The organism is Paraburkholderia sp. J7, assembly GCF_905220155.1.
Taxonomy (GTDB): domain Bacteria; phylum Pseudomonadota; class Gammaproteobacteria; order Burkholderiales; family Burkholderiaceae; genus Paraburkholderia.
Genome location: NZ_CAJMYZ010000012.1, coordinates 78,686 through 104,118 on the forward strand (window position 1 = coordinate 78,686; position 25,433 = coordinate 104,118).

At 62.1% G+C, this 25,433-nt stretch carries 24 protein-coding genes; 12 read left to right on the top strand and 12 right to left on the bottom strand.

Annotated elements, in window-relative coordinates; all coding sequences use genetic code 11:
- Positions 1-20: 20 nt before the first annotated feature.
- On the bottom strand, positions 21-731 hold the full coding sequence (locus U5A58_RS20340; protein ID WP_321962781.1) for an SDR family oxidoreductase: 711 nt from the start codon (positions 729-731) through the stop codon (positions 21-23).
- 315 nt (positions 732-1,046) lie between these two features.
- Positions 1,047-1,469, bottom strand: a complete 423-nt coding sequence (locus tag U5A58_RS20345; RefSeq protein WP_321915012.1) for a VOC family protein — start codon at positions 1,467-1,469, stop codon at positions 1,047-1,049.
- A 470-nt stretch (positions 1,470-1,939) separates the two neighbouring features.
- Between U5A58_RS20345 and U5A58_RS20350 the strand changes: the two genes are divergently transcribed.
- From U5A58_RS20350 to U5A58_RS20365, 4 genes are all read left to right on the top strand, one after another.
- A complete protein-coding gene (locus tag U5A58_RS20350) occupies positions 1,940-3,502 on the top strand; it encodes a DHA2 family efflux MFS transporter permease subunit (RefSeq protein WP_321962782.1) in 1,563 nt (520 codons plus the stop codon).
- Positions 3,503-3,591: 89 nt separating this feature from the next.
- Complete coding sequence (locus tag U5A58_RS20355) at positions 3,592-4,029, top strand: MarR family transcriptional regulator (protein WP_321962783.1); 438 nt, start codon at positions 3,592-3,594, stop codon at positions 4,027-4,029.
- 56 nt (positions 4,030-4,085) lie between these two features.
- Positions 4,086-5,609, top strand: coding sequence for an efflux transporter outer membrane subunit (locus U5A58_RS20360; RefSeq protein ID WP_321962785.1), 1,524 nt, complete (start codon positions 4,086-4,088; stop codon positions 5,607-5,609).
- A gap of 34 nt (positions 5,610-5,643) precedes the next feature.
- Positions 5,644-6,957, top strand: coding sequence for an HlyD family efflux transporter periplasmic adaptor subunit (locus tag U5A58_RS20365; RefSeq protein ID WP_321962786.1), 1,314 nt, complete (start codon positions 5,644-5,646; stop codon positions 6,955-6,957).
- On the opposite strand, the gene U5A58_RS20370 is transcribed toward U5A58_RS20365, so the two are convergent.
- The gene (locus U5A58_RS20370) at positions 6,930-8,351 is read right to left on the bottom strand and encodes a PLP-dependent aminotransferase family protein (protein ID WP_321962913.1); all 1,422 of its coding nucleotides are present in this window, start codon (positions 8,349-8,351) and stop codon (positions 6,930-6,932) included. The genes U5A58_RS20365 and U5A58_RS20370 overlap by 28 nt on opposite strands.
- Before the next feature lie 407 nt (positions 8,352-8,758).
- On the opposite strand from U5A58_RS20370, the gene U5A58_RS20375 reads away from it, so the two are divergent.
- Positions 8,759-8,962, top strand: a complete 204-nt coding sequence (locus U5A58_RS20375) for a DUF2970 domain-containing protein (RefSeq protein ID WP_110382942.1) — start codon at positions 8,759-8,761, stop codon at positions 8,960-8,962.
- A gap of 92 nt (positions 8,963-9,054) precedes the next feature.
- On the opposite strand, the gene U5A58_RS20380 is transcribed toward U5A58_RS20375, so the two are convergent.
- Positions 9,055-11,727 (bottom strand): excinuclease ABC subunit UvrA, encoded by a 2,673-nt coding sequence (locus tag U5A58_RS20380; RefSeq protein WP_321962787.1) that lies wholly within the window; start codon positions 11,725-11,727, stop codon positions 9,055-9,057.
- A 385-nt stretch (positions 11,728-12,112) separates the two neighbouring features.
- On the opposite strand from U5A58_RS20380, the gene U5A58_RS20385 reads away from it, so the two are divergent.
- Positions 12,113-12,433, top strand: a complete 321-nt coding sequence (locus tag U5A58_RS20385; RefSeq protein ID WP_321962788.1) for a DUF4148 domain-containing protein — start codon at positions 12,113-12,115, stop codon at positions 12,431-12,433.
- Positions 12,434-12,581: 148 nt separating this feature from the next.
- On the opposite strand, the gene U5A58_RS20390 is transcribed toward U5A58_RS20385, so the two are convergent.
- A complete protein-coding gene (locus U5A58_RS20390; RefSeq protein WP_321962789.1) occupies positions 12,582-13,367 on the bottom strand; it encodes an anti-sigma factor in 786 nt (261 codons plus the stop codon).
- The gene (locus U5A58_RS20395) at positions 13,367-13,903 is read right to left on the bottom strand and encodes a sigma-70 family RNA polymerase sigma factor (protein WP_321962790.1); all 537 of its coding nucleotides are present in this window, start codon (positions 13,901-13,903) and stop codon (positions 13,367-13,369) included. Before U5A58_RS20395 ends, U5A58_RS20390 begins: the two co-directional genes overlap by 1 nt.
- Positions 13,904-14,413: 510 nt before the next feature.
- Here U5A58_RS20395 and U5A58_RS20400 point away from each other — a divergent pair.
- On the top strand, positions 14,414-14,794 hold the full coding sequence (locus U5A58_RS20400) for a DUF4148 domain-containing protein (protein WP_321962791.1): 381 nt from the start codon (positions 14,414-14,416) through the stop codon (positions 14,792-14,794).
- Between the two features lie 297 nt (positions 14,795-15,091).
- Positions 15,092-16,117, top strand: a complete 1,026-nt coding sequence (locus tag U5A58_RS20405; RefSeq protein WP_321962792.1) for an AraC family transcriptional regulator — start codon at positions 15,092-15,094, stop codon at positions 16,115-16,117.
- 17 nt (positions 16,118-16,134) lie between these two features.
- Here U5A58_RS20405 and U5A58_RS20410 read toward each other — a convergent pair whose 3' ends face one another.
- Genes U5A58_RS20410 through U5A58_RS20420 form a run of 3 tightly spaced genes read right to left on the bottom strand, consistent with a single transcriptional unit; the run spans position 16,135 to position 17,980 of the window.
- Positions 16,135-17,061 (bottom strand): 3-hydroxyacyl-CoA dehydrogenase, encoded by a 927-nt coding sequence (locus U5A58_RS20410; protein WP_321962793.1) that lies wholly within the window; start codon positions 17,059-17,061, stop codon positions 16,135-16,137.
- Positions 17,036-17,443 (bottom strand): alpha/beta fold hydrolase, encoded by a 408-nt coding sequence (locus U5A58_RS20415; RefSeq protein ID WP_321962794.1) that lies wholly within the window; start codon positions 17,441-17,443, stop codon positions 17,036-17,038. Before U5A58_RS20415 ends, U5A58_RS20410 begins: the two co-directional genes overlap by 26 nt.
- Before the next feature lie 30 nt (positions 17,444-17,473).
- Positions 17,474-17,980, bottom strand: a complete 507-nt coding sequence (locus U5A58_RS20420; protein WP_321914998.1) for a 2,4'-dihydroxyacetophenone dioxygenase family protein — start codon at positions 17,978-17,980, stop codon at positions 17,474-17,476.
- Positions 17,981-18,351: 371 nt separating this feature from the next.
- Here U5A58_RS20420 and U5A58_RS20425 point away from each other — a divergent pair, with 371 nt between their 5' ends.
- Complete coding sequence (locus U5A58_RS20425) at positions 18,352-18,675, top strand: hypothetical protein (RefSeq protein ID WP_321962795.1); 324 nt, start codon at positions 18,352-18,354, stop codon at positions 18,673-18,675.
- 11 nt (positions 18,676-18,686) lie between these two features.
- Here the strand turns inward: U5A58_RS20425 and U5A58_RS20430 are convergent, their stop codons facing one another.
- Complete coding sequence (locus U5A58_RS20430) at positions 18,687-19,748, bottom strand: porin (RefSeq protein ID WP_415774267.1); 1,062 nt, start codon at positions 19,746-19,748, stop codon at positions 18,687-18,689.
- Positions 19,749-19,850: 102 nt separating this feature from the next.
- Positions 19,851-20,366 carry a hypothetical protein gene (locus U5A58_RS20435; RefSeq protein WP_321962797.1) on the bottom strand — a complete coding sequence of 172 codons (516 nt, stop codon included), beginning with the start codon at positions 20,364-20,366 and terminating at the stop codon, positions 19,851-19,853.
- An 18-nt stretch (positions 20,367-20,384) separates the two neighbouring features.
- Between U5A58_RS20435 and U5A58_RS20440 the strand changes: the two genes are divergently transcribed.
- Together U5A58_RS20440 and U5A58_RS20445 are read left to right on the top strand one after the other, a co-directional pair.
- Positions 20,385-20,837, top strand: a complete 453-nt coding sequence (locus U5A58_RS20440) for a MarR family winged helix-turn-helix transcriptional regulator (protein WP_321914995.1) — start codon at positions 20,385-20,387, stop codon at positions 20,835-20,837.
- A 14-nt stretch (positions 20,838-20,851) separates the two neighbouring features.
- Positions 20,852-22,072 carry an MFS transporter gene (locus U5A58_RS20445; protein WP_321962798.1) on the top strand — a complete coding sequence of 407 codons (1,221 nt, stop codon included), beginning with the start codon at positions 20,852-20,854 and terminating at the stop codon, positions 22,070-22,072.
- Between the two features lie 15 nt (positions 22,073-22,087).
- Here U5A58_RS20445 and U5A58_RS20450 read toward each other — a convergent pair whose 3' ends face one another.
- Positions 22,088-23,443: an MFS transporter gene (locus tag U5A58_RS20450; protein ID WP_321962799.1), complete on the bottom strand. Its 1,356-nt coding sequence runs from the start codon at positions 23,441-23,443 to the stop codon at positions 22,088-22,090.
- A gap of 423 nt (positions 23,444-23,866) precedes the next feature.
- On the opposite strand from U5A58_RS20450, the gene U5A58_RS20455 reads away from it, so the two are divergent.
- On the top strand, positions 23,867-25,426 hold the full coding sequence (locus tag U5A58_RS20455; protein WP_321939172.1) for a methyl-accepting chemotaxis protein: 1,560 nt from the start codon (positions 23,867-23,869) through the stop codon (positions 25,424-25,426).
- Positions 25,427-25,433 lie beyond the last annotated feature (7 nt).

Sequence of the window (25,433 nt, forward strand, 5' to 3'; positions counted from 1 at the left end):
TCGGTGATGCCCGATGCGGCTTAGTGGCCGGCGATCTGGCCGCCGTCTACGTGAAGGATCTCACCCGTCACGAACGGGGCCGAGTCGAGATAGAGGATGGCGTTCACGATGTCGCTCATCTCGCCCATATGACCCATCGGGTGCAGTGCGCCAAGCGCTGCGTGGGTTTCGGGCGCGTGCATCGGCGACTTGATGATGCCGGGCGACACGGCGTTCGCGCGAATGCCGCGCTTTGCATACTCGATAGCGAGCGAGCGCGTGGCAGCGGCGAGACCGCCCTTGGTCAGCGAGGCCAGCACCGACGGTACGCCGTCGATCGCGTGATCGACGAGTGTCGTCGTGACACTGAGAACATGACCGCTCTCGTGCTTTTCCATCTCTGCAATCGCGAGCTGCGTGATATGGAAGAAACCACCGAGGTTGATGCCCGTGATCGCGGCGTAGTCTTCGGCTGTGTATTGCGTGAACGGCTTCGCCACGAAAATGCCCGCATTGTTGATGAGCGTATCGACGCGGCCAAAACGCGAGACGGCCGTTTCGATGACACGGCGAGCCGTGGCCGGGTCGGCGATGTCGCCGGCCACTGCGACGAGATTGCTATCGTCAGTCTGTTTGATGTTGCGCGACGTCGCGACCACGTTGTGGCCGAGTGCACGGAATGCCTTGGCCGTTTCGGCGCCGATACCTTGTGATGCACCTGTGATCACGACGACTTTGGGGGATTGGCTCATATCAACCTCGAAGTAAGTTGGACTCTCTATCTGATCGGGCTTGCTGCTCCGATGTCGATCAATTTACGCACTGGCGCTCCTGTTTTGAACACAGGGGGCGGACAAACAGTTGTGAGTCGCAGGAACAAATGGGTACAAGCTGGGCACGATGCCGCCAGGCGGAAAAGTCATCGAAATGGCGCTTTATTAACTACGGATAACTGATTAAATAGCGGCGACTGCAACGCGTGAATGCACACGTGCGGGTCAATCTGGATAGGGGGAAAGGTGGAGGTGCGCAGCGACCGTCTGGCCGCTGGCGAGTGGATGCGAGGTTCAGGAGGCTTGCGAGCGTGGATCGTGGTCGAATTCGAGCCTGATCCCGCCCGGTTCGTACACCATGGTGTGGCGTTTTGGGCCCGGCCCGAGGTTTTCCGGCGCAAACTCAATTTTCACGCCGGGCCACGCAGAAACGCGCGAGAAGACCTCGTTGAGCGCTTCTTCGCTGCCTACGCGCAAGGCGAGATGATGCAGGCCCACGTGCGTCTTGCGGTCGAATTCGACAAGGCGGCTCGGGTCGGTCACTTGCCAGAGCGTCAACATGACGTGCCCGTCCGAGACGAACGCAGCAGGATAGCTGGGCCTTTCGCCAACCTGTTTCCAGCCCAGACAATCCACGAAAAAGTCGCGGGTGAGGTTCAGGTCGCGTACGGTCAACCCGACATGATCGATGCCCAGCGTAAGCGGTTTGTCAGTCATGCTTCGATTCTCCTGAGGAAAGAGGGTGACGATCCGGGGCAAATCTCTGCCGAAACAATATAGCTGTGAAGTACGGCGTCGATAGTCGCTTGCCGCTCACATCACTTTTTACACGGTGTATCGCGTCGCGCGCAGAGGGCGTTTCCGCGCCAGTTCGAGGTGCTGACTCGTCGCGTACGGCTCCGGGAACTTGGTTGCACAAATCTGCAATGTCAGATATATTCCGCATCAGATATCGAAGAGGGCAATCGATGAACGATCCCGTCAATGAAGATTCCCCGGGGCAACATATGAGTTGCGGGCCGCGACCGAGCGGCCCTCCCGCGTCGACGAAACGTCGACGAGGCGCCAAACGCTGCTTTCCAGATTGCTCCATGGCTAAGGCGGCTTTTTTTTTACCCAATTATCAGACATGTCAGATAACGGCCCGAGCTTGACGGGACATTCGCATCCAGACGAGAGAACCTAACATGAACCCATCGACCAACCCAGGCGGGCTCGCCCAGCTGACTGGCCTGAAGTTCGCACTGGGCACCTTCGCCGTGGCGCTCGCTACTTTCATGAACGTGCTGGACTCGTCGATCGCAAACGTTGCGATTCCCACGCTCTCCGGCAATCTCGGCGTGTCGATTGACGAAGGCACGTGGGTCATCACGCTGTTTGCCGCGGCCAATGCCGTGTCCATTCCGTTGACCGGGTGGCTCACGCAGCGCGTAGGCCAGGTCAAGCTGTTCGTCTGGGCGATCCTGCTGTTCGTGCTATCTTCGGCAGCATGCGGTCTGGCGCCGAACCTGCTCACACTGCTCGTGGCCCGTATCGTTCAGGGCGCGGTGGCGGGGCCGCTGGTGCCGCTCTCGCAGGCCTTGCTGCTCGCTTCGTTTCCGAAGGAAAAGAGTTCGAACGCGCTGGCGCTGTGGGCGATGACAGCAACCGTGGGACCGATCGCGGGCCCGGCGCTCGGCGGCTGGATCACCGACAGCTACAGCTGGTCATGGATCTTTTACATCAACGTGCCCGTCGGACTCTTCGCCGCTGGCGTGATATGGGCGATCTACCGCGACCGCGAGACTCCGGCCCGCAAACTGCCAATCGACAAGGTCGGGCTGATCTCGCTCATCGCCTGGGTGGCGCCGCTGCAGATCATGCTCGACAAGGGCAAGGATCTCGACTGGTTCAGCTCGCCGGTTATCTGGGCGCTCACCATCGTCGCCGCGGTCAGCTTCGTGTTCTTCTTGATCTGGGAGTTGACTGAGGAAAAACCGATCGTCAACTTGCGGCTGTTCACCAAACGCAACTTCCTTGGCGGCACGATTGCGATCTCGGTTGCGTATGCGATCTTCTTTGCAAACCTCGTGATCCTGCCGCAGTGGATCCAGGGCTTTCTCGGCTACCGCGCGGTGGATGCGGGGCTGGTGACCGCGCCATTGGGGATTTTCGCCGTGATCCTCGCCCCCGTGATGGGCAAGGTCATGCCGCGCTCCGACCTGCGGGTGCTCGCCACGCTGGCGTTCGTGGGTTTCGCCGCCGTGTTCTTCATGCGCTCGAACTACACGACTGGCGTCGATGCCTGGACACTCATCCTGCCGACGCTGCTGCAAGGCATACCAACGGCGCTGTTCTTCACGCCGCTCACCGGCATCATCCTCTCGGGGCTGCGGCCCGACGAGATTCCGGCGGCCGCGGGCCTGTCGAACTTCGCGCGCATTTTCGCGGGCGCCGTGGGCACGTCGCTCATGAGCAATGCCTGGAACGACCGCACGATCCTCCATCACGCCCGGCTCGCCGAACAGACGAGCGTAGAGAATCCCGCTTACACCAGCGCGATTGCGCACCTGCAGGCGACACTGGGCGGCGGCGTTCCGAAGGCCACGGCCTTTTACGAAAGTTCGCTCAACGCGCAGGCCACCATGCTGGGGTTGAACGACATCTTCTGGATATCGGCGGTGATCTTTATCGTCATCATCCCGCTGATCTGGGTGACGAGACCGGTCAAGGGCGGTGGCGCGGGCGCGGCGGCGGCTGGCGGACATTGAATAGTGCAGTTGAACCCGGTCCCGAGGGTATTTTCTTGACAATATCTGATAATGCAGATATTGTGATCCTCAACACGGAGGATGTCGCGATGGACCACTACACCACGAGAAATTTCATGCTCACGGAAAGTGTCGGCTTCAGGATCGTCAAGGCGCGCAATCTGGTCGTCGCGGAAATGGACGCGGCGCTCAAGGACCTCGACATCACGGGCCAGCAAATGGGTATTCTGCTTTCGCTGAAGCAGGGTGTGGCAACCACGCCGTTCGAACTGTCGAAACTGCTCGGTATCGATACGGGCCTCATGACGCGCATGCTGGACAAGCTGGAAACCAAGGGTCTGCTGGAGCGTTCGCGCGACGCAGAGGACCGCCGGGTGGTCAATCTGCACCTCACGGCAAAGGGGCAGGCAACGGCGGCGCAGATTCCGGAAGTCGCGCCGCATGTATTGAACGCCCGCCTGCGCAAATTCACGAAGGCGGAGTTTGCCGAACTGAACCGCCTGCTTCGCAAGTTCACAGACGACTGAACGGTGCGGCCGTGGTGCCGCGCTTTTTTTCGGTCATTAATCTGATTTGTCAGAAAATGAAAACGCAGACTTCTAGATCAAGCATCGGCGCCCGTACGCTGAAGCTGGGTGTATCGGCAATCGCCATGGCCGCGCTGGCGGCGTGCGCAAACTATGCGGGCATCCACAGCGATGCGCAGATGGCCAAGCCACAACAGTTCGAAACGGCGCAGAGCCTGCCGCAAGAAGAGGGCCACTGGCCGTCCGCCGACTGGGTCGACCAGTTTGGCGACGCGCAGTTGAAGGCGCTGATTGCCGAAGGGCTGCAGGGCAGCCCGACGGTCGAGCAGGCCAAGGCGCGTGTGGCGCAGGCACAAGCCTATAGCGAAACCGCGAAGGCGAATACGTTGCCGCGCGTCGACGCCAGCTACTCGCTCTCGCGCCAGCAGTACAGCAGCACGGCGCTGATTCCGCCGCCGTACGCCGGCTCGTGGCAGACCGAAAACAAGGGCCTGCTCACCGCATCCTACGATCTCGATCTGTGGGGCAAGAACCGCGAGGCGCTGCGGGCCGCCGTTTCGCAGACCGCTGCGAGCGAGGCCGATGAGGAGATGGTCAAGCTCACGCTGGATACCTCGATCGCGCGCACCTACAACCAGCTGGCGCGGCTCTACGCGTTGCGCGATATCGCGCAGGAAGAAGTCACGCGCCGCGAGCAGATCGACCGCATCACGGCGGGCCGAATCGCCACGGGCCTCGACACGCAAGTGGAGCGCAAGACCGCGCAGGCAAACCTGGCGACAAGCCGCTCGCGCGTGAGTGCGCTGGACGGCAGCATTCTGACCACGCGCTACCAGCTGGCAGCGTTGATGGGCAAGGGCCCCGACCGCGGACTCGCGATCGCGCGGCCAACGCTTGGGGTGGGCGACGAAGTGCGTTTGCCGGACAACCTGCCCGCCGACCTCGTGAGCCGCCGCCCCGATATCGTCGCGGCGCGCTGGCGCGTGGATGCGATCACGCACGAGGTGAAAGAAGCGAAGGCCGAGTTCTATCCGGACATCAACCTGAGCGCCGCGCTGGGCCTCGACGCGTTCGGTTTCGGCCGCTTCCTGACTGCCGCGAGCCGCACAGCGTCGGTGGGTTCAGCGATCCATCTGCCGATCTTCGACGGTGGCGAACTGCGTGCGCAGTTGAAGGGCCGCTACGCGGAGTTCGACTATGCGGTGGCCGCGTACGACCAGACGCTCATTGGGGCGCTCAGCGGCGTGGCCACGCAGCTCGCGCAGATCCGCTCGAACGACGCGCAGCTCGCCGATGCACAAACCGCGCAGCAGGCGGCGCGCGACGCCGACCAGCTCGCGATCCTGCAGTACAAGGGCGGGCTGACCAATCAGCTCACGGTGCTCAATGCCGACGTCACGGCGCTGAACGCCGACGAAGCCGTCGCCAACCTGAAGATGGATCGCCGCGACGAACAGATCGCGCTGGCTTCGGATCTGGGGGGCGGCTATGTCGATGCCTCAGCCGATACCGGCCACCGCGCGGACGTTGCCGCCCAACCCACTCCCCAAGCCCATTCCGTTATTGCCGCCGCACGTTGAACGGCATGTTTGCAAACCCGTCAGGAGAACTGAAATGAGCGAAACGATCACGACCGACCGCGAGGCGGTGGATCAACGCGACGAGAAGAAAGGCGGCGCGCAAGCGGCCCCGGCGCACGACGACAAAGCGCCCACGCCCCCTGGCCGTCGCAAGCGCCTGATCGCGCTGCACGGCGCCGTCACTCTGATTGCGGCGGCGGCGTATGGCGCGTACTACTTCACGGAAGGCCGCTTTCACGAGTCGACCGACGACGCCTATGTGAACGGCAATCTCGTGCAGCTCACGCCGCAGGTCACGGGCACGGTGGTGGCCGTCAATGCCGACGACACGCAGATCGTGAAGGAAGGCGACCCAGTCGTGACGCTGGATCCGGCGGACGCAAGAATCGCGCTGGCCGATGCCGAAGCGTCGCTCGGCCAGACCGTGCGCCGTGTGAGCGGCCTGTACGTCAACAACGACTTCTATGCGGCCAACGTGGCGCAACGCGAATCGGACCTGGCGCGCGCCAATGACGATCTGCGCCGGCGCGTGGCCGTCGCGGACTCGGGCGCCGTTTCCGCCGAGGATGTCGCCCACGCCCGCGACGCCGTGCAGGCCGCGCAAGCCGCGCTCGACGCAGCGCGCCAGCAAGGCGCGGCGAACCATGCGCTGACCGATCGCACGTCGGTCGAACAGCATCCGGACGTGCAGGCAGCCGCCTCGAAAGTGCGCGCGGCGTGGCTCGCGTACGCGCGCGACACCTTGCCGGCGCCGGTCACGGGCTATGTGGCGCAGCGTCAGGTGCAGGTTGGCGAGCGCGTGTCGCCCGGCACGCCGCTCATGGCCATCGTGCCGCTCGACGGCGTGTGGGTGGACGCGAACTTCAAGGAAGTACAGCTCAAGCACATGCGCATTGGCCAGCCGGTAACGCTCACTGCAGATGTCTATGGCTCGGGCGTGAAGTATCACGGCCGTATCGAGGGGTTCTCGGCGGGGACGGGCAGTGCATTCGCGACGCTGCCTGCGCAGAACGCCACGGGCAACTGGATCAAGATCGTTCAGCGCCTGCCGGTGCGCATCGCACTCGATCCGCGCGAACTCGCGGCGCGGCCGTTGCGCATCGGCCTCTCGATGACGGTGGATACCGACACGCGCGACGATGCCGGCTCGCAGCTCGGCGCGGCGCACAATACGCGCTATCGCACCGATGTGTTTGCACAGTACGATGCGCAAGCCAACGGCGAGATCGAAAAGATCATCAAGCAGAACGAAATGGCTGCATCTTCCTCTACGCCCGCGACCGCTTCACAACCCTCGCCGCAACGTGTGGCGTCGCGCGATCACAATCGAGCGCACACATCGGGATGAACGAGCAGTTCGCCGAGCGTGCGAATCGCTTCGTCGATGCGCTGCGACCACGGATGACCGTAATTGAGCCGGATGCAGTTTTCGAATGCATGCGACGCGGAAAAGAGCGGGCCAGGCGCGACGCTGATGCCACGTTCGACCGCGAGGCGATGGAGCACCATGGCGTCGATGCGCTCGCGGAAGGTCAGCCACAGAAAATAGCCGCCCTCGGGTCGCGTGTACTGCGTGCCTTCAGGCAGCCAACGGCGGATCGCCTCGATCATCGCGTCGCGCTGCGTTTGCATGGCTAGCCGGATCTTCTTCAGATGACGCTCGTAGCCGCCGTGCTCGAGATAATCTGCAATGCCGGCCTGTGCCGGAATACTCGCCGAGATCGTCGTCATGAGCTTGAGGCGCTGCACGCGCTCGGCGAAGCGCCCGGCGCTCGCCCAGCCCACGCGATAGCCGGGCGCGAGGTTCTTCGAAAACGAGCTGCAATGCATGACGAGGCCGCGCCGGTCGAACGCGATGGCCGGCGGCGGATAGTTCGGCGCGTAGTGCAGCTCGCCGTACACATCGTCTTCGATGAGCGGGACTTCGTGTTTCGCGAGCAGCTCGACTAGCGCTTCCTTCTTCGCCGCCGACAACGTGACGCCCGTGGGGTTCTGGAAATTCGTCATGAACCAGCAGGCGCGGATGGGGTGCTTCTCCAGCGCCTGCGCGAGCGCGTCGAGGTCGAGTCCTGTGGCGGTATCCACGGGAATTTCAACCGCGCGCAGCCCAAGACGCTCGATCGCCTGCAGCGCGGCATAAAAGCCAGGAGATTCCACCGCGACGATATCGCCGGGCTGCGTGACCGCCATCAGGCAAAGATTGAGCGCTTCCAGCGCGCCGTTCGTGATGATGATGTCCTCGGCCGGCTGCGAGATGCCAACCCGCATGTAGCGCAACGCGATTTGCCGCCGCAGGTTCTCGTTGCCCGGCGGCAGATCGACCACTGTGCTCCACGGGCTCACGCTGCGCGCGGCCTGGCCAAGCGATTTCGCCAGCCGCGACAGCGGAAAGAGCAGCGGGGAGGGGAACGCGGAGCCGAGCGGCACGATGCCGGGGCGCTTGGCGGCGTCGAGCACCGAAAACACGAGCTCGCTGATATCGACGGTGGCGGTTTCGCCTGCCGTTGCGCGCGAGTCCGCGTGGCTGGCCTTCGAAGGCGGCGCGACGTAATAGCCCGAACGCTCTTCGGCGCGCACGAGGCCCCACTGTTCGAGCACGTAGTAAGCGCGCGCCGCCGTGGACTGGCTCACGCCGTGCTGCGCGATGATCTGCCGCAGTGAAGGCATGCGAGAGCCCGGCTTCAGGTTGCCCGAGCGAATCTCGGCGGCCATGCTCTGCGCGAGGCGTTCATAGCGTGTCATGCGTTCAGGCTGTTCCAGTGCGGTCATGGGTCGATTCGTACGTTTCTTTTGGCGTGCAGGAAGGGGATTCCGATCTGCTGCGCTCAATTATGCGTCGGCTGCTTCTATACGGCCTTCCCCGAAGCGCGGATCATTGCGGCCAGCGCGCATCGCAGTCCGGGTCTGTTCTCCCGGGATGCGCCGGGATTACTGCGCGAGTGCCTGGATCATCACCTAAACCCGCAGAGCTTGCGGCTCTTTTTGCCTGTAGCGTGGCAAGCCTTTCGCCCCGGTGCGCGAGTACCGGGGCGTTTTCTTTATCCGGCGGGACGATTCTGCATCGCTCAGATTGTTCGCAACTGCTCCTTTTTTCGCCGCCCGTGAAGTCCGAACATAGACCCATCGAATCGAACCCGATGGAGAGCGTGATGGAACTCGTACGCATGGTGCGCATGGTCCTGTGGAGCTTCTTTGGCGTGCGCAAGAGCGCGTCGCACGAAGCCGATCTGGCCAATATCAACTTCAGCTGGCTCCCGTTCGTGGCCGTTGGGCTGGCCGCGTTGATCGGCGCTTGCATTTTGGGCGTCGTGCTGCTGGTCGCGCATTCGACAGGAACTGCGCAGGGGTTCTGACGGTTTGCGATTGTTCAAATAGGCTTGCGATTGAAGGTAATTGAAAGGTTTGTTCGGAAGGAACGGCGTTTGCGCTAAGGCGAGCTTATTAGTTAGCGATGCCGGTGCGGTGCGGTTGGTGTGGCGCGCGCCAGCTCCTGCGCAATAAAATGCGCGCTTCGGCTGCCGGACGCTCGCGCTACCTCTTGCGGCGTGCCGGTCGCCACCACGCGGCCACCTGCTTCGCCCGCGCCGGGTCCCACATCGATCACCCAATCGGCTTGTGTCACTGCGCGCATGTCGTGCTCGATCATGACGACCGTATTGCCAGCGTCGACCAGACGCTGCAACTGCACCAGCAATCTATCGGCGTCCGCCGCATGCAGCCCCGTAGTCGGCTCGTCGAGCACGTACAGGTTGCGGCCGCGCTGGCTGCGCTGCAGCTCCGTGGCCAGCTTGATGCGCTGCGCTTCGCCCCCGGAGAGCTCTGTTGCCGGCTGTCCCAGGCGCAGGTATCCCAGCCCGATCTCTCGCAGCAATTGCAGCGGGCGCGCTACCACGTCCTCGCTGGCGAAAAAGTCGCGGGCTTCGTCCACGCTCATCTGGAGCACCTCGGCGATGTTGCGCTCGTTCCAGCGGACCTTCAATGTGGCTTCGTTGTAGCGTGCGCCGTGGCAAGTCGGGCAGGGCGCATACACGCTCGGCATGAACAGCAGCTCCACGCTCACGAATCCTTCTCCCTCGCAGGTTTCGCAGCGCCCCTTGGGCACGTTGAACGAAAACCGGCCCGCGTCGAAGCGGCGGCGGCGTGCGTCCGGCGTAGCAGCAAATAGCTTGCGCACGTGATCGAACAGGCCGGTATAAGTGGCCAGGTTCGAGCGTGGCGTTCGGCCGATGGGTTTCTGGTCCACCTGCACCACGCGCTGCACGGCATCCACATCACCGGCCAGGTGGCCACCAGTGGTTTCGATGACTGTTGGACCCTCGCTCGTGGCTTCGGCCGAATCGTCCTCGGGTTCGTGGCCCAGACGCAGGAGCACCAGCTCGGGCAGTGCTTGCGCGAACAGGCTGGATTTGCCGGAGCCGGAGATACCCGTGACCGCAGTCAACACACCTAACGGAATGCGTGCGTCCACGCCGTGCAGATTGTGGCGTTGAATCCCATGCAGCTCGAGCCATCCACTGGGGGCGCGTTTGCGGCTGGGTAGCGCGGGGATCTCGTCGAACAGATAGCGTGCGGTGCGGGACTCAGCAATCGCGCGCAGGCCTTCGGGCGCGCCGCTGTAGAGCACGCGGCCGCCACGCTCCCCGGCATCCGGTCCCACATCTACCAGCCATTGCGCGCGGCGCATCAGATCGAGGTCGTGCTCGACCACGAACACCGAATTGCCCGCATCACGCAGCTTGTCGAGTGCGTCATAGAGGGCATGGCTGTCCGAAGGGTGCAGGCCCGCCGAGGGCTCGTCGAGTACGTACACGACGCCGAATAGCATCGAACTCAATTGCGTGGCCAGCCGAAGCCGCTGAAGCTCACCCGCTGAAAGCGTTGGCGTAGCGCGATCCAGCGTCAGATAACCGAGGCCCAGCCCGCGCAACTGATGCAAGCGTGCAACGATGCCTTCGGCTAGGCGCTGGGCAGCCATGCGCTTCTCCTCCGACAATGCGGAAGTGCGGCGCACGTCCGGAGTGATCGCATGCGTGGCGCGGCCCGCTGTTGCGCGTTCGGCGCGGTCGCGCTGGGTCGCTTCCTTGTCGATGCCTGCTCCGGCGCAATGAGCGTGGAAATCGCCATGGGCTATGGGTTCGAGCAGGCTGGCCAACCGGTCCAGCGGCATTTGCGTGAGTTCGCCAATGTCCACACCAGCAAAGGTCACCGACAGTGCCTCGGGTTTGAGCCGCTTGCCGTGGCAAGCGGGGCATAACATCCCTTCCATGAAGCGCGACACGCGCTTTCTCATCAGCGCGCTTTGCGTGTTGGCGAAGGTATGCAGCACATAACGCCGCGCGCCGGTGAAGGTCCCCATGTAGCTCGGCTCCTGCTTGCGCTTGAGCGCTGCGCGGGTTTGCGCGGGTGTGAGGCCCGCATACACCGGCACCGTGGGTGTTTCCTCGGTGAACAGGATCCAGTCGCGGTCTTTCCTCGGCAGGTCCTTCCAGGGCCGGTCGACGTCATAGCCCAGCGTCACCAGAATGTCGCGCAGGTTCTGCCCATGCCAGGCGGGCGGCCAGGAGGCGATGGCCCGCTCGCGGATGCTCAACGATGGGTCCGGCACCATGGTGGCTTCGGTCACCTCATACACACGGCCCAGGCCATGACAGGTTGGGCACGCGCCCTGCGGTGTGTTAGGCGAGAAGTCCTCGGCATACAGCATCGGCTGGTTCGCCGGGTAGGCGCCGGCGCGCGAATACATCATTCGCACGAGACTGGACAGGGTGGTCACGCTGCCTACGGACGAGCGTGCATTGCTGGCGCCGCGTTGCTGTTGCAGCGCCACCGCGGGCGGCAGGCCGTCAATGGCATCCACGTCCGGCACGCCCACCTGGTCGATCAGGCGCCGCGCATAAGGTGCGACCGATTCGAAGTAGCGCCGCTGCGCCTCGGCATAGAGGGTGCCGAAGGCGAGTGAGGACTTGCCTGAGCCGGAGACGCCTGAGAACACGACGAGCGCGTCGCGCGGGATGGAGACGTCCACATCCTTGAGGTTATGCTCGCGAGCACCGCGCACTTCCACGAAGCCGCTGACCGAAGCACGACGAGACAACTCACTGGAGGGCTTTTTGGACACTTCGCACTCACCGTTTGATGGGCTGCGCGCCCGTTCAAGATAGACGATTGCACTGTACGTGCCAACGCGAAACTTCCGATATTAACTATCTGTCTATGCCCCGCGCTTCGGCCAAACAGGCCTTTAGCATATCGGCAATCGTGTGCACGCGCATCGGGACTGGGTGCCACGCCTGGATGAGCCGATTCGCGCGGGAGGCGCACGAGCCGCTGCCGTCAAAACTGACAAAGCGGCGGCTCGTGTCGCCGGTTCTTCGTGCGCGAAATGTTGCCCGAGCGCCGGTGGAATAAGAAGGGCTGTACGACGGTCTAGTCATGTAGAGCGTTGTCCCGCCAGAACTGGCAGACGGCGGGGCTTCAACGCTCATTGACCAAGGAGTATCGACATGAAATCAACACCGTCGGATCGCCGTGAGATCCTGAAATCGTTGCGCCCGCCGCTCGTGAGCGCAGTGCTACTGGTACTGTCGTCCGGTACGTTTGCGCAAGCCGCATTGAACCCAGACGTTCATCAGATTACGCGCGCGGAAGTGAGGCATGAACTGAATGAGCTGGCGTCGGTCGGCTATCACCAACCTGTGGGTAACAATCCGTATTACCCGGGCGACATCCAGGCTGCGGAGCAACGCGTTGAGGCAAAACGGCAAGCGCAGGTGACCGCGTCAATGGCCGGTCACAAGGCGGTCGAGGTTGAAAGCAGGCCTTGATTGCGAGAGATGGGGTGTTGTAGAGGGGCTGCTGGCGGATTCAATCAGTCGTTCAAGCCGCCAGTCAGTTCCCTCAGTGAGCAGCGCGACGCTTATGCCGTCTTTTTCGCACCGCTTTCATCGATGCTCACGGTCTTGGGGGTTCCGTTCACGAACCAGCTTGCGCCCTCAGGCTTTTGACGAATCCGTACAGTTCGTTTTTTCCGGCGTCCGTAATGGCCCAATAGTTCATCCGTCCATCGGTCCAGTGAGCGATATGGTAGCCCTGCTGCTCATGAACCTTCGCACTGTCTCCCGCGTCGTTGCCGGGCCACACGTAGAGATTGATTGCATGAAGCTTGTAGCGATAGACCATGACCGCCACGGTGCGGCCGTCGAGATAATCGAGACGCCCGCCAACGAGAGGATAGCCATCCTGCGCCAGATTCAGTACGGGTGGCGCAAAATCGATCTTCCCTTCGAACCATGGCTTGACCGTATGTCGATCCGTGGAAATGACATCGATAAGGTGATTCAGTTGTAGCGAGCGCACATGGTTGTCGACAAACTCCTGAGTAAGCCGGACGTCGGAGGAGGGGGCAGCCAGATAAAGCATCCCGCTTCCCATGAGTGCCGCTGCGCTGATGATCATTACACCAGTTGGGGCCCAGCCAGACCTGCCGCCTTCTTTCCACGAAGGCAGCCAATCCGCAAGACGCTGGAAAAGGGACTTGCGCGGATGCAGTTCCTTCTTGATGCACGCTCGCAGTTCGGCCGGCGCGGTGAACTGGAGCTTGGATGTTTTCAATAACGTACTCACCCGCCGCTGCGAAGCCAGCACACAGTGACACACGGCACAGCCGGAAAGATGATGCTCGAACTCTACCGTTTCACCAAGGGTGAGCTCGTTGTCGATGTAACCCGGTAGCAGTTCGAACGCTTTCCCGTGATCCATCATGCCTCCTGGCCCATTCCTGCAAGGACCGCGGCAAGCTGTTGACGCCCCCGTCCAAGACGGGACATGACCGTGCCCATTGGAATGCCGACAATGCCCGCAATCTCCTTGTAGGTCATTTCCTCGATCTCCCGCAGCACGATGATCTCCCGATGTTCGAGGCTCAGCATGCTCAGCGCCTTGATGACCTGTTTGCGGTCCTGATCGCGCATGACCAGAGCCTCTGGACTTTCGATACCTTCGTCGTCTGGCTCCGATTCATACGCGGCTTCCTCGAATACCTGCGATTCGAAGGCCCGGCTCTTGTTGTGCTGATACCACGTGTAGAACGAATTGCGGACGATGGTCAGCAGCCAGGCGCGCGCATCCGTACCCTGAAAGCTGCCAATAAACCGGAATGCCTTGATGTACGCTTCCTGAACGACATCCTGCGCATCCTGATCGTTGTGGGTCAGCCACCTTGCGACGCTGTACGCGGAATTCATGTGAGGTATCACCAGGGTTTCAAAGCGCCTGAGAGGAGTCAGATCGTTCATTCTGGACCCGAATTGTCGCTGTGACGCATCCGCGCCCGTCGAGAGGTTTAACCGTCGGCGCACAACTTTTATTCCGTACGTTGAGCAAAGCTGGCGTCCAACAGCAATACCGGGGAGTGGGGCGGTTTATTCCAACGACGTATCGCGTTCGAGCGAACGAAGGCGACGCACTCGCCAATGGATTTTTTTTCTCGCACCTGTGTCAGCTGTGGGAATAAGCGGTACCTGTTCCCGGTATACCTTGGCGTGGGCAAGCCCGATGACGACTGCAGCGTTTCAGTCCTCTCATCTGAAAGTGAGCGGAGAAACGGACGCCACGGTGTCTGACGTTCTGGGCCATTGGATTGGTCACTTCATCTCATTTAAATCGGAGTCCAAATTGAATAAGCGAACCATGAATGTTTCCCTGAGAATTTTTTCTGGAGCCGGCGTTGCAATCGACGCGCAGGCTAACGGTCGACCTGTGTCGGGCCTGCCAGTCTCTGCACGCTTTGGGAAGGAGTTGTGATCATGAAAAAGCTCACCCTGCTGGCTTTGGCGCTTTGCGCGCTCGTCAGCTCCACCGAGACTTTTGCGCAGTCCGCGTCCGTGCCGCTCACCCGTGCGCAGGTGCGCGCCGATCTCATCAGGCTCGAACAGGCCGGATACAATCCGTCGGCTGGCGACGACGCGAACTATCCGGACGATATCCAGGCGGCGCAGGCGAAGGCTGCCGCCCAGGACGCTGAACGGCAAGCCGCCGAGCCCCAGCAGCAGAACAGCGACAGCGGCATGGGTGCCGCAATGACAGGCACGAGCGACGCGGGCCACATCAAAAAAGAAAAGACGCCGTCCGATCCGTCGACCTGCGTCGGACCGGTTAGCTTTTGCACTATCTTCTTCGGCTCTTGAGCCAACCGTCACGGTGCTTCGCGAGTTTCAAGGTGATCCGGTGCTGCAACGACCCATCGCGCCAGACAATTGATACGCGGCGCCACTTTCCCGGATGAACGTTTCCACAAGCACTGCGCCAGCGCCCCGCTAATGCCGGGGCGCTGGCGTTTTGTGACCGCGGCTGCGGGCTACTGTCAGGCATGTTCCGCGCGTGGTGCGTTTGAGGGAAAATACCAAAATCAAGGCCGGTCTTCGCGGCCCGCATATGAACCTCCTCCCACAGTGCCCCGTCGCAAGTGACTACCTGTACATAGAATGCAAGGCTACCTACCAAGTGTCGTGTTGACGGGAGCTGCCGCTCTACTCGAAGCGCTTGGCGTCCGACCCGAGTTGGTGGTGACTCGAGCGGATTTGCCGGAGCTTGCGCTGCGTTCCACTGATGTGCCAATTCGAGGCGCACAGGTACTGCGCTTCCTTTCGCTCGCTGCTGAAATCACACAATGCCGGGACTTCGGACTGAGGCTCTCCGAGTACCAGGGCCTGGCGGTCCTGGGGCCGATACTTGTCATGATGCAGGGCATGCGTACCGTTGGCGAGGCCATGGAAACGCTTGCCGAGTTTTATGTGCTCCATACGTCAATGTCATCGGTAAGGGCAGTTCGCGATGAACAAGGAATGGTATTGACTTACGACATTGAGAATGCGGCTGGGTCTGGAGAGGTGCAGGCAATCGAATTGGGGCTTGCCAACGGTGTGCGGTATTTGCGGACGATTTGTGGCACAGACTGGAAGCCGGAAGTCGTGCAGTTTCGTCATGCTGCGCCGGCGGACTGCTCGATGCACTTGCGTACGTTTGGACCATCCCTGAGATTCAACCAGGATAGAAACGCGATTGTTTTGGACCATGACACGGTGATGCGCCCGGTTACGCAGTTTCGGCGTAACGCACATCGCGTGCTCGAAGCACATTTGCGGCGAGAAAGGGCGCAAATCGAGGCGCTCTGGGTTGTGCGCACGCAAGCGGTGATTCGGGCACTTTTGCCGTTCACGGACAGTTCGCTGAATGCGATTGCACGAGCGCTTGCAATTTCCCCGCGGACTCTGCAACGCCGCCTCTCGGAAGCGGGGACGAGCTTCGATGAAATTCGGGACGAAGTTCGTGAAGACCTCGCGGTCAAGTATGTGCAGCAATCCAGCCTGCCGCTTGCGGAGATATCCGAAATGCTGGGTTATTCCCAGCAGAGTGCCTTTAGCCGTGCATTCAAGCGACTGCGGGGCATGACGCCCCGACAGCTGCGCGCAACGTGCCGCGGGACCGACCGCGAACGCGCCGACGACTAGCGATCCTGGCTGGCAGTTCAAGCTGAGACGAACGCGGGATCCAGAAAGTCAGGATCAGGATAACGATAGAACCCGCGCCCCGTTGACTCACCAAGATTGCCCGTCTCGATGAAATGCGTCTTCACGTACTCCGCAATACGACGATGAGTGGAATCGCCGGTGCGTTCAGCGAGTGCGCGGGTGACGTTGTACACGGTCGTCATGCCGATTCCGTCGAGAATGCCGAAGGGGCCGATGCAGTCTCCTTTCGCAACCATCCATGCTTTGTCGATCGTCTGTATGTCGGCGACATCGTTGACGAGCAGGCCGAGTGCCGCCAATAGCATCGGAATAAGCATGGTATTCAGCAGGTAACCCGGTTGCTCCTTGCGCAGCGGCAACGGCACCATGCCAATACGGCGGGAAAACTGCACCACGCGCCCGAATACGGCAGGGTCGGTGCCCGCGTGGCCCATGATCTCCGCGATGTTGTGCTTCCAGACTTCGTGGGCGAAATGCAGCGTCAGCAGGCGCTCGGGGCGGTCCGTGACGCCGACAAGCTGGCTCGGCACGAGCGTCGACGAGTTGGTCGCGAAGATGGTGGCGGCAGGCGCGCAGGCAGACAGCGCGCGGTAGAACGACTGTTTGGTCGCGAGATCTTCGGGGATGGCTTCGATGACAAGATCGGCGTGCGCCGCGGCAGAACCAAGATTGATATTGCCCACGATGCGAGCCCGCGCGGCTTCGATTTGTGCGCGTGTGGCGCCGAGCTCCGCAGCGTAAATGTGACCGAGTTGATCAAATCTCATGTTCGCGCGTTCGAGGCAGCCAGTGTCAACATCGTAGGTAATAACATCGACGCCGGAGAAAGCGCATTGAAAGGCGATCTGCGCGCCGAGTACGCCAGTGCCGGCCACCATGACGCGAGCAATCGGCTGGCTATCGTTCAGGGAGTGAGAAGACATGAATGACAGGTGATGGATGTAACGTATAGAGAGGAGATTGGTCCCAGTCGTGCGCGATCAGATGGAACTGTGTCGCCCCGGTTTGATCAGCGAACTCAAGTGCGTCCGACTCGAGATGAGCCGCGGTGTAGAGCGCAATATTCGTGGACCTGGCGTTTTCAGCGCGGCCGCGCTGGTCCACTGCGACGGTCCGGTATCCCGCAGCGCCGAGAGCGGCCAGTACGTCGCGCAAGCAGTCGGCGAATTCCGGCCAGTCATGGAGCAGCAGGACGCACTCTCCGCTGCGCGGCCCCGCAGCCAGCGCGGTATCGGCATGCGGTCCACAGGTCAGCGTCAGGGCTTCAATGGATTCGGCCGGCGCGGAGGGTGCGAGGTGAGCCATAGGCGTAACCTCCGTGAGAAGGCGTGCTGCTTAGCGGCTGCCCTGACAGCCGATCAGGTCAACTTCAGGCAACCCATGGCTCCTGCAATAGGCCTGGTAGCGGTTCAAAGCGGTCCGCCACGTCTCGACGTGCGTGACATTGCCCTGTTCATCCAGGAAGTGGAGTTCTCCGGTCGAGACGACGAGCGCCATGCCGTTGTCGTCGTCGGAGAGGTTCGTGAACGAGTGCGACGACTCCGAGGGCTCGAACACAAAGTCACCGGCTTCTGCGATCCAGTCGTGCTGGTCATATTTCCAGCGGCCGCTGAGCGTGTAGACCATCACCGTGCCGGTATGCCGGTGGATATGCGCGCCTTCGCCTTTGGCCGCCTTCATAAGCAAGACCACTTCGCCCGTGACAGGGTTGATCCGGAAATACTTGAGGTGAATCTTGTCGTTGATCGGAGCAAAGGGGAGCCACGGCGTGGATTGTCCGCCGATATGCACCGTGTCAATTGCGGAAACATCATTGAGGGCTTGTGCGACTTCTGCGTTCATGGAAAGTGTCTCCAGTGGGGATGAGGAACAGGATTGGCATCGAGACAAGCCGATGTGCAATCTCTGGTGTCTATTCCATCGCAGTTTCGCCGCCGGAACTTGACTGGCGCCGCCCAAATTTGTACTTTACGCGCCAGTTTTTCCTCGTGCTGGAAGACCGGCAAAGAGGACGCCAGCCAAAGATCGTGTCGGCTGGCCGTCAAGGCATGCATGTGAAGAATCCGTTCGAAAAGGATTCCTGTTTATAGCGTGGGCGTGATTCGATGAATCGACTGCTGCTGCACAAGTGATGGTCGTTTTCCTGTACGGATGGGGAATAACCGGCGCCTGCCCGCGGTATGACAGGAAAGGCACCTAAACAGGAGATCAAAATGGACATCATCGACATGGCCCGCGCGTCGGGATTGACCGTCATCCTCGATGGCAGGATTGGCCGCGAGGAATACCAGAGCGTATGCGGTTCGGTATCGGCTTTACAGCGATTCGCGGAATCACTGCATCGATGCACGGCGCGTCAGCATGAGAGTGCCGCGCACCGGTCATCGGCGGCCAGCGTGTTTGGCCGGTTACGTCGGCGCATCAGCAGACTGGCGATAATAGCGGGCGCCACGGCGAAGCCTGCCCAACGCATGGCGCGCCGTAGGGCATGGCAGGCTCAAGTTGGGAAGCCTCGGGGTAAGGCCGCAGCAGCGTGAGAAATCGAATATTAAAACAGGTGTCGAATGCCAACATCGGCGCCGAACTGTGACCCTGTTACGCCAAAGAGCGCCCCGTTGATTGCTAATCCTGTATTCATGCGCCCGTGATTGTTAGCGTAAGCGACCTGCGTGTAAAGAGTTGTGCGCCTGGAGAGAGAATAGTCAACGCCGAGCGAGCCGAGGATTGAATGATTGCTTGAGTCATTGCCGTCGCGGGTATACCAGGCACCACCGTCGATGGAGAGGGAGGGTGTGAGCGAATATGCAAGGCCGCCGGCGATCACGCGGTTGTCGAAGGAGCCAGCGACTTTGTAGAGCGTGTAGGAGACTTTGATAGACAGGTGCTCGAGGTAATAAGTTGCTCCGATGTTCCGGCCGACGAAAGCGACGGTACTTGGGTTCGGTATGGTGGCTGCGGTCCCGCCTGAGTTGCCGTTATACATCGCGGTGCTGAGCAGCAAGCCGCTAGCATGCCAGGAAAGCCCGAAGGAATACTGCTGACCTGCCTTGAAGTCGCCAGGAGAGCCACCAAAGGCGTACATGGCACGGCCCTGGACGCCCGCAATCTCAGGTGACGTGTACATGATTGAATTGGCGTTGAAGAGGCCAGTGACGACGACGTTGTCAACGTAGTTGACGAGTCCGCTGCCAAAATATTTGAAGTCCCGTGGATCGGTCGCAAAGATCGAAAGCAGGAACGGAGAGTATTGAAGACCGGCGGTGACTGTGCCGAAGCCGCCGACCAGGCCAACCCACGCCTGGCGGCCGAAGAACTCGCCGTTAGAGTCACCCAGTCCACCGTTGGCAATATCGATGCCGCTTTCGAGGTTGAAAATGGCTGCGAGCCCGCCACCAAGATTTTCAGTCCCTTTTACGCCAAAGCGAGTCGCGCTTTCGCCGCCGCTCTGAAGGGAAAACTGATGACCTTCACTGGCACCCGTGGCGAGATTGAAGGTCTTGTTCGTGTAGAGAATCTGGGCGTCTGCAATGCCGTACAGCGTGACGCTACTTTGGGCATGTGCAACAGATACAGCGGCGAGTGCGCAGGTGCTGATGGCGGCGCTTCGAATGGCACGCCAGGTTGGATTGCACTTCGTCATGCGGGTGTCTCCTTGAATGGCTATGCGGTCTCCTCCCTGTATTTACGCGCATTACACACATCGAAACTTGACCTACGCCGCCTGAATTTGTACATTTCCCGCCAATTCAAACTCAGCGCGGTGTCGCAATGACGACAACATGTGCGTTGCCGTGCCTGGCGAGCAATTCCCAGCACGATTGCCTTTGTGTGATTTAATTAATAAGGATAGCGATATAAACCGCGTCAGAAATGTGTCGTAGAACCAGTTCAGTCGCCCCAACGACCTGCAAAACTTCAAAACGGTTGCGCGCCCAGCAGCGTTGGCGGTGCGCGTGAGCGTGTTCGGATCGACAATGCAGGGCGCGGCTTCGGTTGCATGGCCGGAAAAACGATCGACAGTAAAGACCTCGTCACCGTCGAGCAGATGCGCGAACTCGGCGAAATGAATGAATTCAATTGCCCGTGGCCGAACGCAACCGACGACACGGGTCGAGTCAACGCATCTCAGGTGACATAAAGCAGTACACCCCGCCAGGCATTCCCCAAACCAACCTCGCTCCAGCCTGGATTCGGAGATATGAAGGTTATCTTTGCAGTTTACCTTCATATCTCCTAGAATGCGGAGATGACCGATCGCGCCAAAACTCCCCCTCCCGACCTCGCCGCGTCGCTTGCCGGCGACCTGCGCGCCCTCGTCGGGCAACTGCGCCGCCGTTTTCGCGAGCAGGCGATCCTCGGCGAATTCACGCCGTCGCAGATGGCCGTGCTGCTGCGGCTCGAACGCGAAGGGCCGGCCACGGTGTCGAGCCTCGCGCGCGCGGAGGGTATGCGCCCGCAGTCGATGGGCACACTCATCGCGCCGCTCGAGGCGGCGGGGCATATCAGCGGCGCACCGGACCCCAACGACGGGCGCCAAACGCTCTGGTCGCTCACCCACGCCTTTCGCGAGTGGCTCAAAGAAGGGCGGGCCGCGCGCCAGGACTGGCTCTCGCGCAGGATCGACACGCGCCTTTCCGGCGCCGAGCAACAGCAGCTAGCCGCCGCAGTCGACCTGCTCAAGCGGCTCGTGGCCGACTAAGGCGAGGGGCTCACATGAGCGCTCCTGCTTCGGGGTTCTTTCGCTCGCTCAAGAGTTACAACTATCGCGTGTGGTCGGCGGGTGCGCTCGTCTCGAACGTCGGCACGTGGATGCAGCGCACGGCGCAAGACTGGCTCGTGCTCACCGGCCTCACACATCACAGCGCGGCGGCGGTGGGCATCGTGATGGGCTTGCAGTTCGGCCCGCAAATGCTGTTCATGCCGTGGTCGGGCTTTGCCGCCGACCACTTCGACCAGCGCAAGCTGCTGATGCTCACGCAGGCGCTGCTAGGCGCTTTGGCCATTGCACTAGGCGTGCTCACGGTCACGGGGCTCGTGCAGCTCTGGCAGGTTTATGTGTTCGCGTTCCTGTTCGGCTGCACGACGGCATTCGATTCGCCGGTGCGGCAAACCTTCGTCTCGGAGCTGGTCGGCGACGCCGATCTCTCCAACGCCGTCGCGCTCAATTCCACCTCGTTCAACGCCGCGCGCATGATCGGGCCGGCGGTGGCGGGACTCGTCATTGCTTCGGTGGGCGTGGGCTGGGCCTTCCTGCTCAACGGCCTTTCGTTTGTCGCCGTGCTGATCTCGCTTACGCGCTTGCGTGTGGACGAACTGCGTTCAGCGAAGCGCAAGCAGCCCGCGAAGGGCGGGATTGCCGCGGGATTCCGTTACGTGTGGGCGCGCCCCGACCTGCGGGCGATCCTCGTCATGCTGTTCCTGATCGGCACCTTCGGGCTGAATTTCCCGATCTTCATCTCGACGATGGCCGTGAACGTCTTCCACGCCGACGCGGGACGCTACGGACTCCTTTCTTCCCTGATGGCGGTGGGCACCATGAGCGGCGCGTTCTTCGGCGCGGGCCGCAGCCATCCGCGTTTCGTCTCGCTGTTGTTCGCGGCGGCGGCGTTCGGGGTGGCGTGTGTGCTGGCGTCTGTTGCGCCCGGTTACTGGTGGTTCGGCGGCGCGCTCGTCATGATCGGCATCGCGGCGCTCACGTTCACGACCGAAACCAACAGCCTCATGCAGCTTTCCACGGAACCTGGCATGCGCGGCCGCGTGCTGGCGATCCGCCTGGCCGTGGCGCTCGGTGGCACGCCCATCGGCGCACCGATCGTGGGATGGATCGCCGACCACTGGGGGCCGCGCTGGGCCTTGCTGGTGGGCGCGGCTTCCGGCTTCGCGGCCGCTATTGTCGCGGCCCGCGCGCTGGCGCGGCGGGCCCACGAGCAGTGATCGAGCGCAGCCGCTTCAGGCGGCCTTCAATTCCACGCGCTTGATGTCCTTCACGATCACGAGGTAGCTGATCACCGTGACGAGCGCGTTCACGCCGACAAAGGCGAGCGCGCCGTTGAACGAACCGGTTTCGGCCAGCACATAGCCGATCACGATCGGCGTGACGATGCCGGCCACATTGCCGAACATGTTGAAGATCGAGCCCGAGAGGCCGATGGCTTCGCGCGGTGCGGTATCGGCGATCACGGCCCAGCCGAGCGCACCCAGCCCCTTGCCGAAGAATGCGAGCGACATGAGCGCGACCACGATCCAGTCGCTGTTCACGTAGTTGCAGCCGACGATACAGCACGAGAGCATCATGCCGCCGACGATCGGCGCCTTGCGCGCCACAGTGAGCGAGCGGCCCGAGCGAATCAAAGCGTCCGACGCCACACCGCCCAGCACGCCGCCGAGGAACCCGCAGATGGCGGGCAGCGAAGCAACGAGCCCCGCCTTCAGGATGGTCATGTGGCGTGCCTGCACGAGGTAGATCGGGAACCACGTGAGGAAGAAGTACGTGAGCACGTTGATGCAATACTGCGCGAGGTAGATGCCGAGCAGCATGCGGTTGCCCAACAGCTGGCGGATGACCGCCCAGTTCGCGCCCTTGCGTGCCTTGCGTTCCGCGCGCGCCGTGCGTTGATGCCCGTTCACGATGCCGCCGCCCGCCTCGATGTATTCGAGTTCCTGCTGGTTCACGCCCGGATGATCGGCGGGGTTCTTCATGAACCTGATCCACGCAAAGGCCAGCACGAGGCCGCCCACGCCCATCACGATATACACGTGATGCCAGCCATACGCGTGCGTGAGCCACGCCATGAGCGGCGTGAACACCACGGCCGCGAAATACTGCGCCGAATTGAAGATGGCCGAGGCCGTGCCGCGCTCCTTCGCCGGGAACCAGCTCGCGACCACTTTCGCGTTGGCGGGGAAGGCGGGTGCTTCGGCCGCGCCCATCGCGAAGCGCAGGGCGAAGAGGCCTGCGATCGCGGCGCCCGCGCTGCCGAGCAGGCCAATCGAGCTTTGCAGCAGCGTGAAGAGCGACCACAGGAAGATGCTGCCCGCGTACACGCGGCGCGCGCCGAAGCGGTCGAGCACCCAGCCCGCGGGCACCTGCGCGAGCACATACGCCCAGCTGAACGCGGAGAAGATGTAGCCCATGTGGATGGCGTCGAGACCGAACTCGGCACGCATTGCCGAACCCGTGACCGAGAGCGTGGCGCGGTCAGCGTAGTTGAGCGTGGTGATGATGAAGATCAGCGAGAGGATCAGGTAGCGCACCTTGGTGCGCCTGGCGACATCGGACTGCGTGGCGGTGCGGCTCAACGACATGTGGATCGACCTCTATCGTGCGCGAGACCCGGGCCGCGCAACGTGAGCGAGGCGGCGGCCCGAATCTGCTGTCTCCTGACGGCGCGCCTCATGCGCGCCGCATCTACTTATGCAGGAACGCGCTGAACTTACGTCAAGCGCGTTCCGGGTGCGGACCTGCTCCGCTGCCTGTTCAGCCAGTTGTCAGCAAGTTGTTTGACATCGAGGCTGGTTGTCAGAGCCAATCGTACATTGCCCAGGAAGCCGAGGCAACCGAACTGTACGCCTCTTGAGTGGGTCTCAGGGTAAACTCGAATTTCAGGATAAGCGCGTGATGATGGGATGATATGCCCAAGTTGTTGGACAACATGGCGGGCACACCCTCAAGACTCCTGCGTTTGGGCCGTAAAGAAGAACACCATGGAAACCGGGGATTGAAGCAACATGCGCAACACGACGGTACGAGCCAGCCTCCTTGCAGTGCTGGTGATCTTTGGCGTGATGATTCTGATCGGCGGCTTCGCGGGCGTGTTTTCGCTGCGGGAGTCGAACGCCAGCGCCCAGCGCCTGCACGAAATCGCGCGCCAGACCATTCTGGTCAACGACGCCTACAAGGACACCACGCGCACGCGCTCGGCGCTCGTGCGCGGCTATAGCGCGCTCAAGGAACGCAACGACACGGCCACGCGCGACTCCGCGCTGACCAGTGCTGCCAAAAGCTTCGAGCTTTCGGTGAGCGAAACGCAGGCCTTCGCCAACGCCCCGGCGTTCGACGGCATGGACGCGGACCTCAAGCGTCAGTTGCTCGACTCCGCCGCACAGCTTTCCAACACGCTCACGCGCGCGACCGCCGCGCTGCGCAACGGCGACACAGCGGCCTATGTGGCGGTCAACGACACCGACATCACCGCCGCGGGCGCGGCCTATTCCGTGAACGTGGAGAAGTTCCAGAAGCTCGCCAACGCGCTCGCCGAGGCAACGCTCGAAGACGGCAACGCGCGCTACGCGTGGATCGTGAGTCTCGTGGGCGTCGGCGTGGCGATTGCGCTGGCGCTCGTCGTCGTGACGCATTTCGCGTTGCAGCGCATCGTGTCGCGCCCGCTCGCCGAAGCGGCGGCGGTGCTCGACCGCATCGCGTCGAACGATCTCACGGTGCGCGTGCCCGAAGCGGGCCGCAACGAAATTGGCCTGCTGTTCGCGGCAATGCGCCGGATGCAGGCAGGGCTTTCGCGCACCGTGGCCGGCGTGCGCGACAGTTGCGATGCAATCCACACGGCCGCGCGCGAAATCGCGGCGGGCAACCTCGATCTGTCGAGCCGCACGGAAGAGCAATCCGCCTCGCTCGAAGAAACGGCTGCGAGCATGGAGGAACTCACCTCCACCGTGAAGCAGAACTCCTCGAACGCATCCGAGGCCAGCACGCTCGCAACGGGCGCGGCCGATCTCGCGCAGCGCGGCGGCGACGTGGTGGGGCGCGCCGTGCAGACCATGCAGGACATCAGCGCCAGCTCGCAGAAAATCGCCGAGATCACCGGCTTGATCGACAGCATCGCGTTTCAGACCAATATTCTCGCGCTCAACGCCGCCGTGGAATCGGCGCGCGCGGGCGAGCAGGGGCGCGGCTTCGCCGTGGTCGCGGGCGAGGTGCGCACGCTCGCGCAGCGCAGCGCGGGTGCCGCCCGCGAGATCAAGGAACTGATCGGCGCCTCGATGGAAGACGTGCGCAACGGCAACGCGCTCGTCGCGCAGGCAGGCGAGACGATGAACGAGATCGTGAACTCGGTGCGCAACGTCGCCACCATCATGGCCGAGATCACCACGGCCACCGCGGAGCAGAGCACGGGTATCCAGCAGGTTGGCATGGCTGTGAGCCAGATGGACCAGGTCACGCAGCAAAACGCCGCGCTCGTGGAGCAGGCGGCCGCCGCGGCGAGCGCGCTGGAGCACCAGGCGCAATCGATGAAGGAAGCGGTTTCGGTGTTTCGCGTTGGCGCGCTTGCGTGAAGGCAGG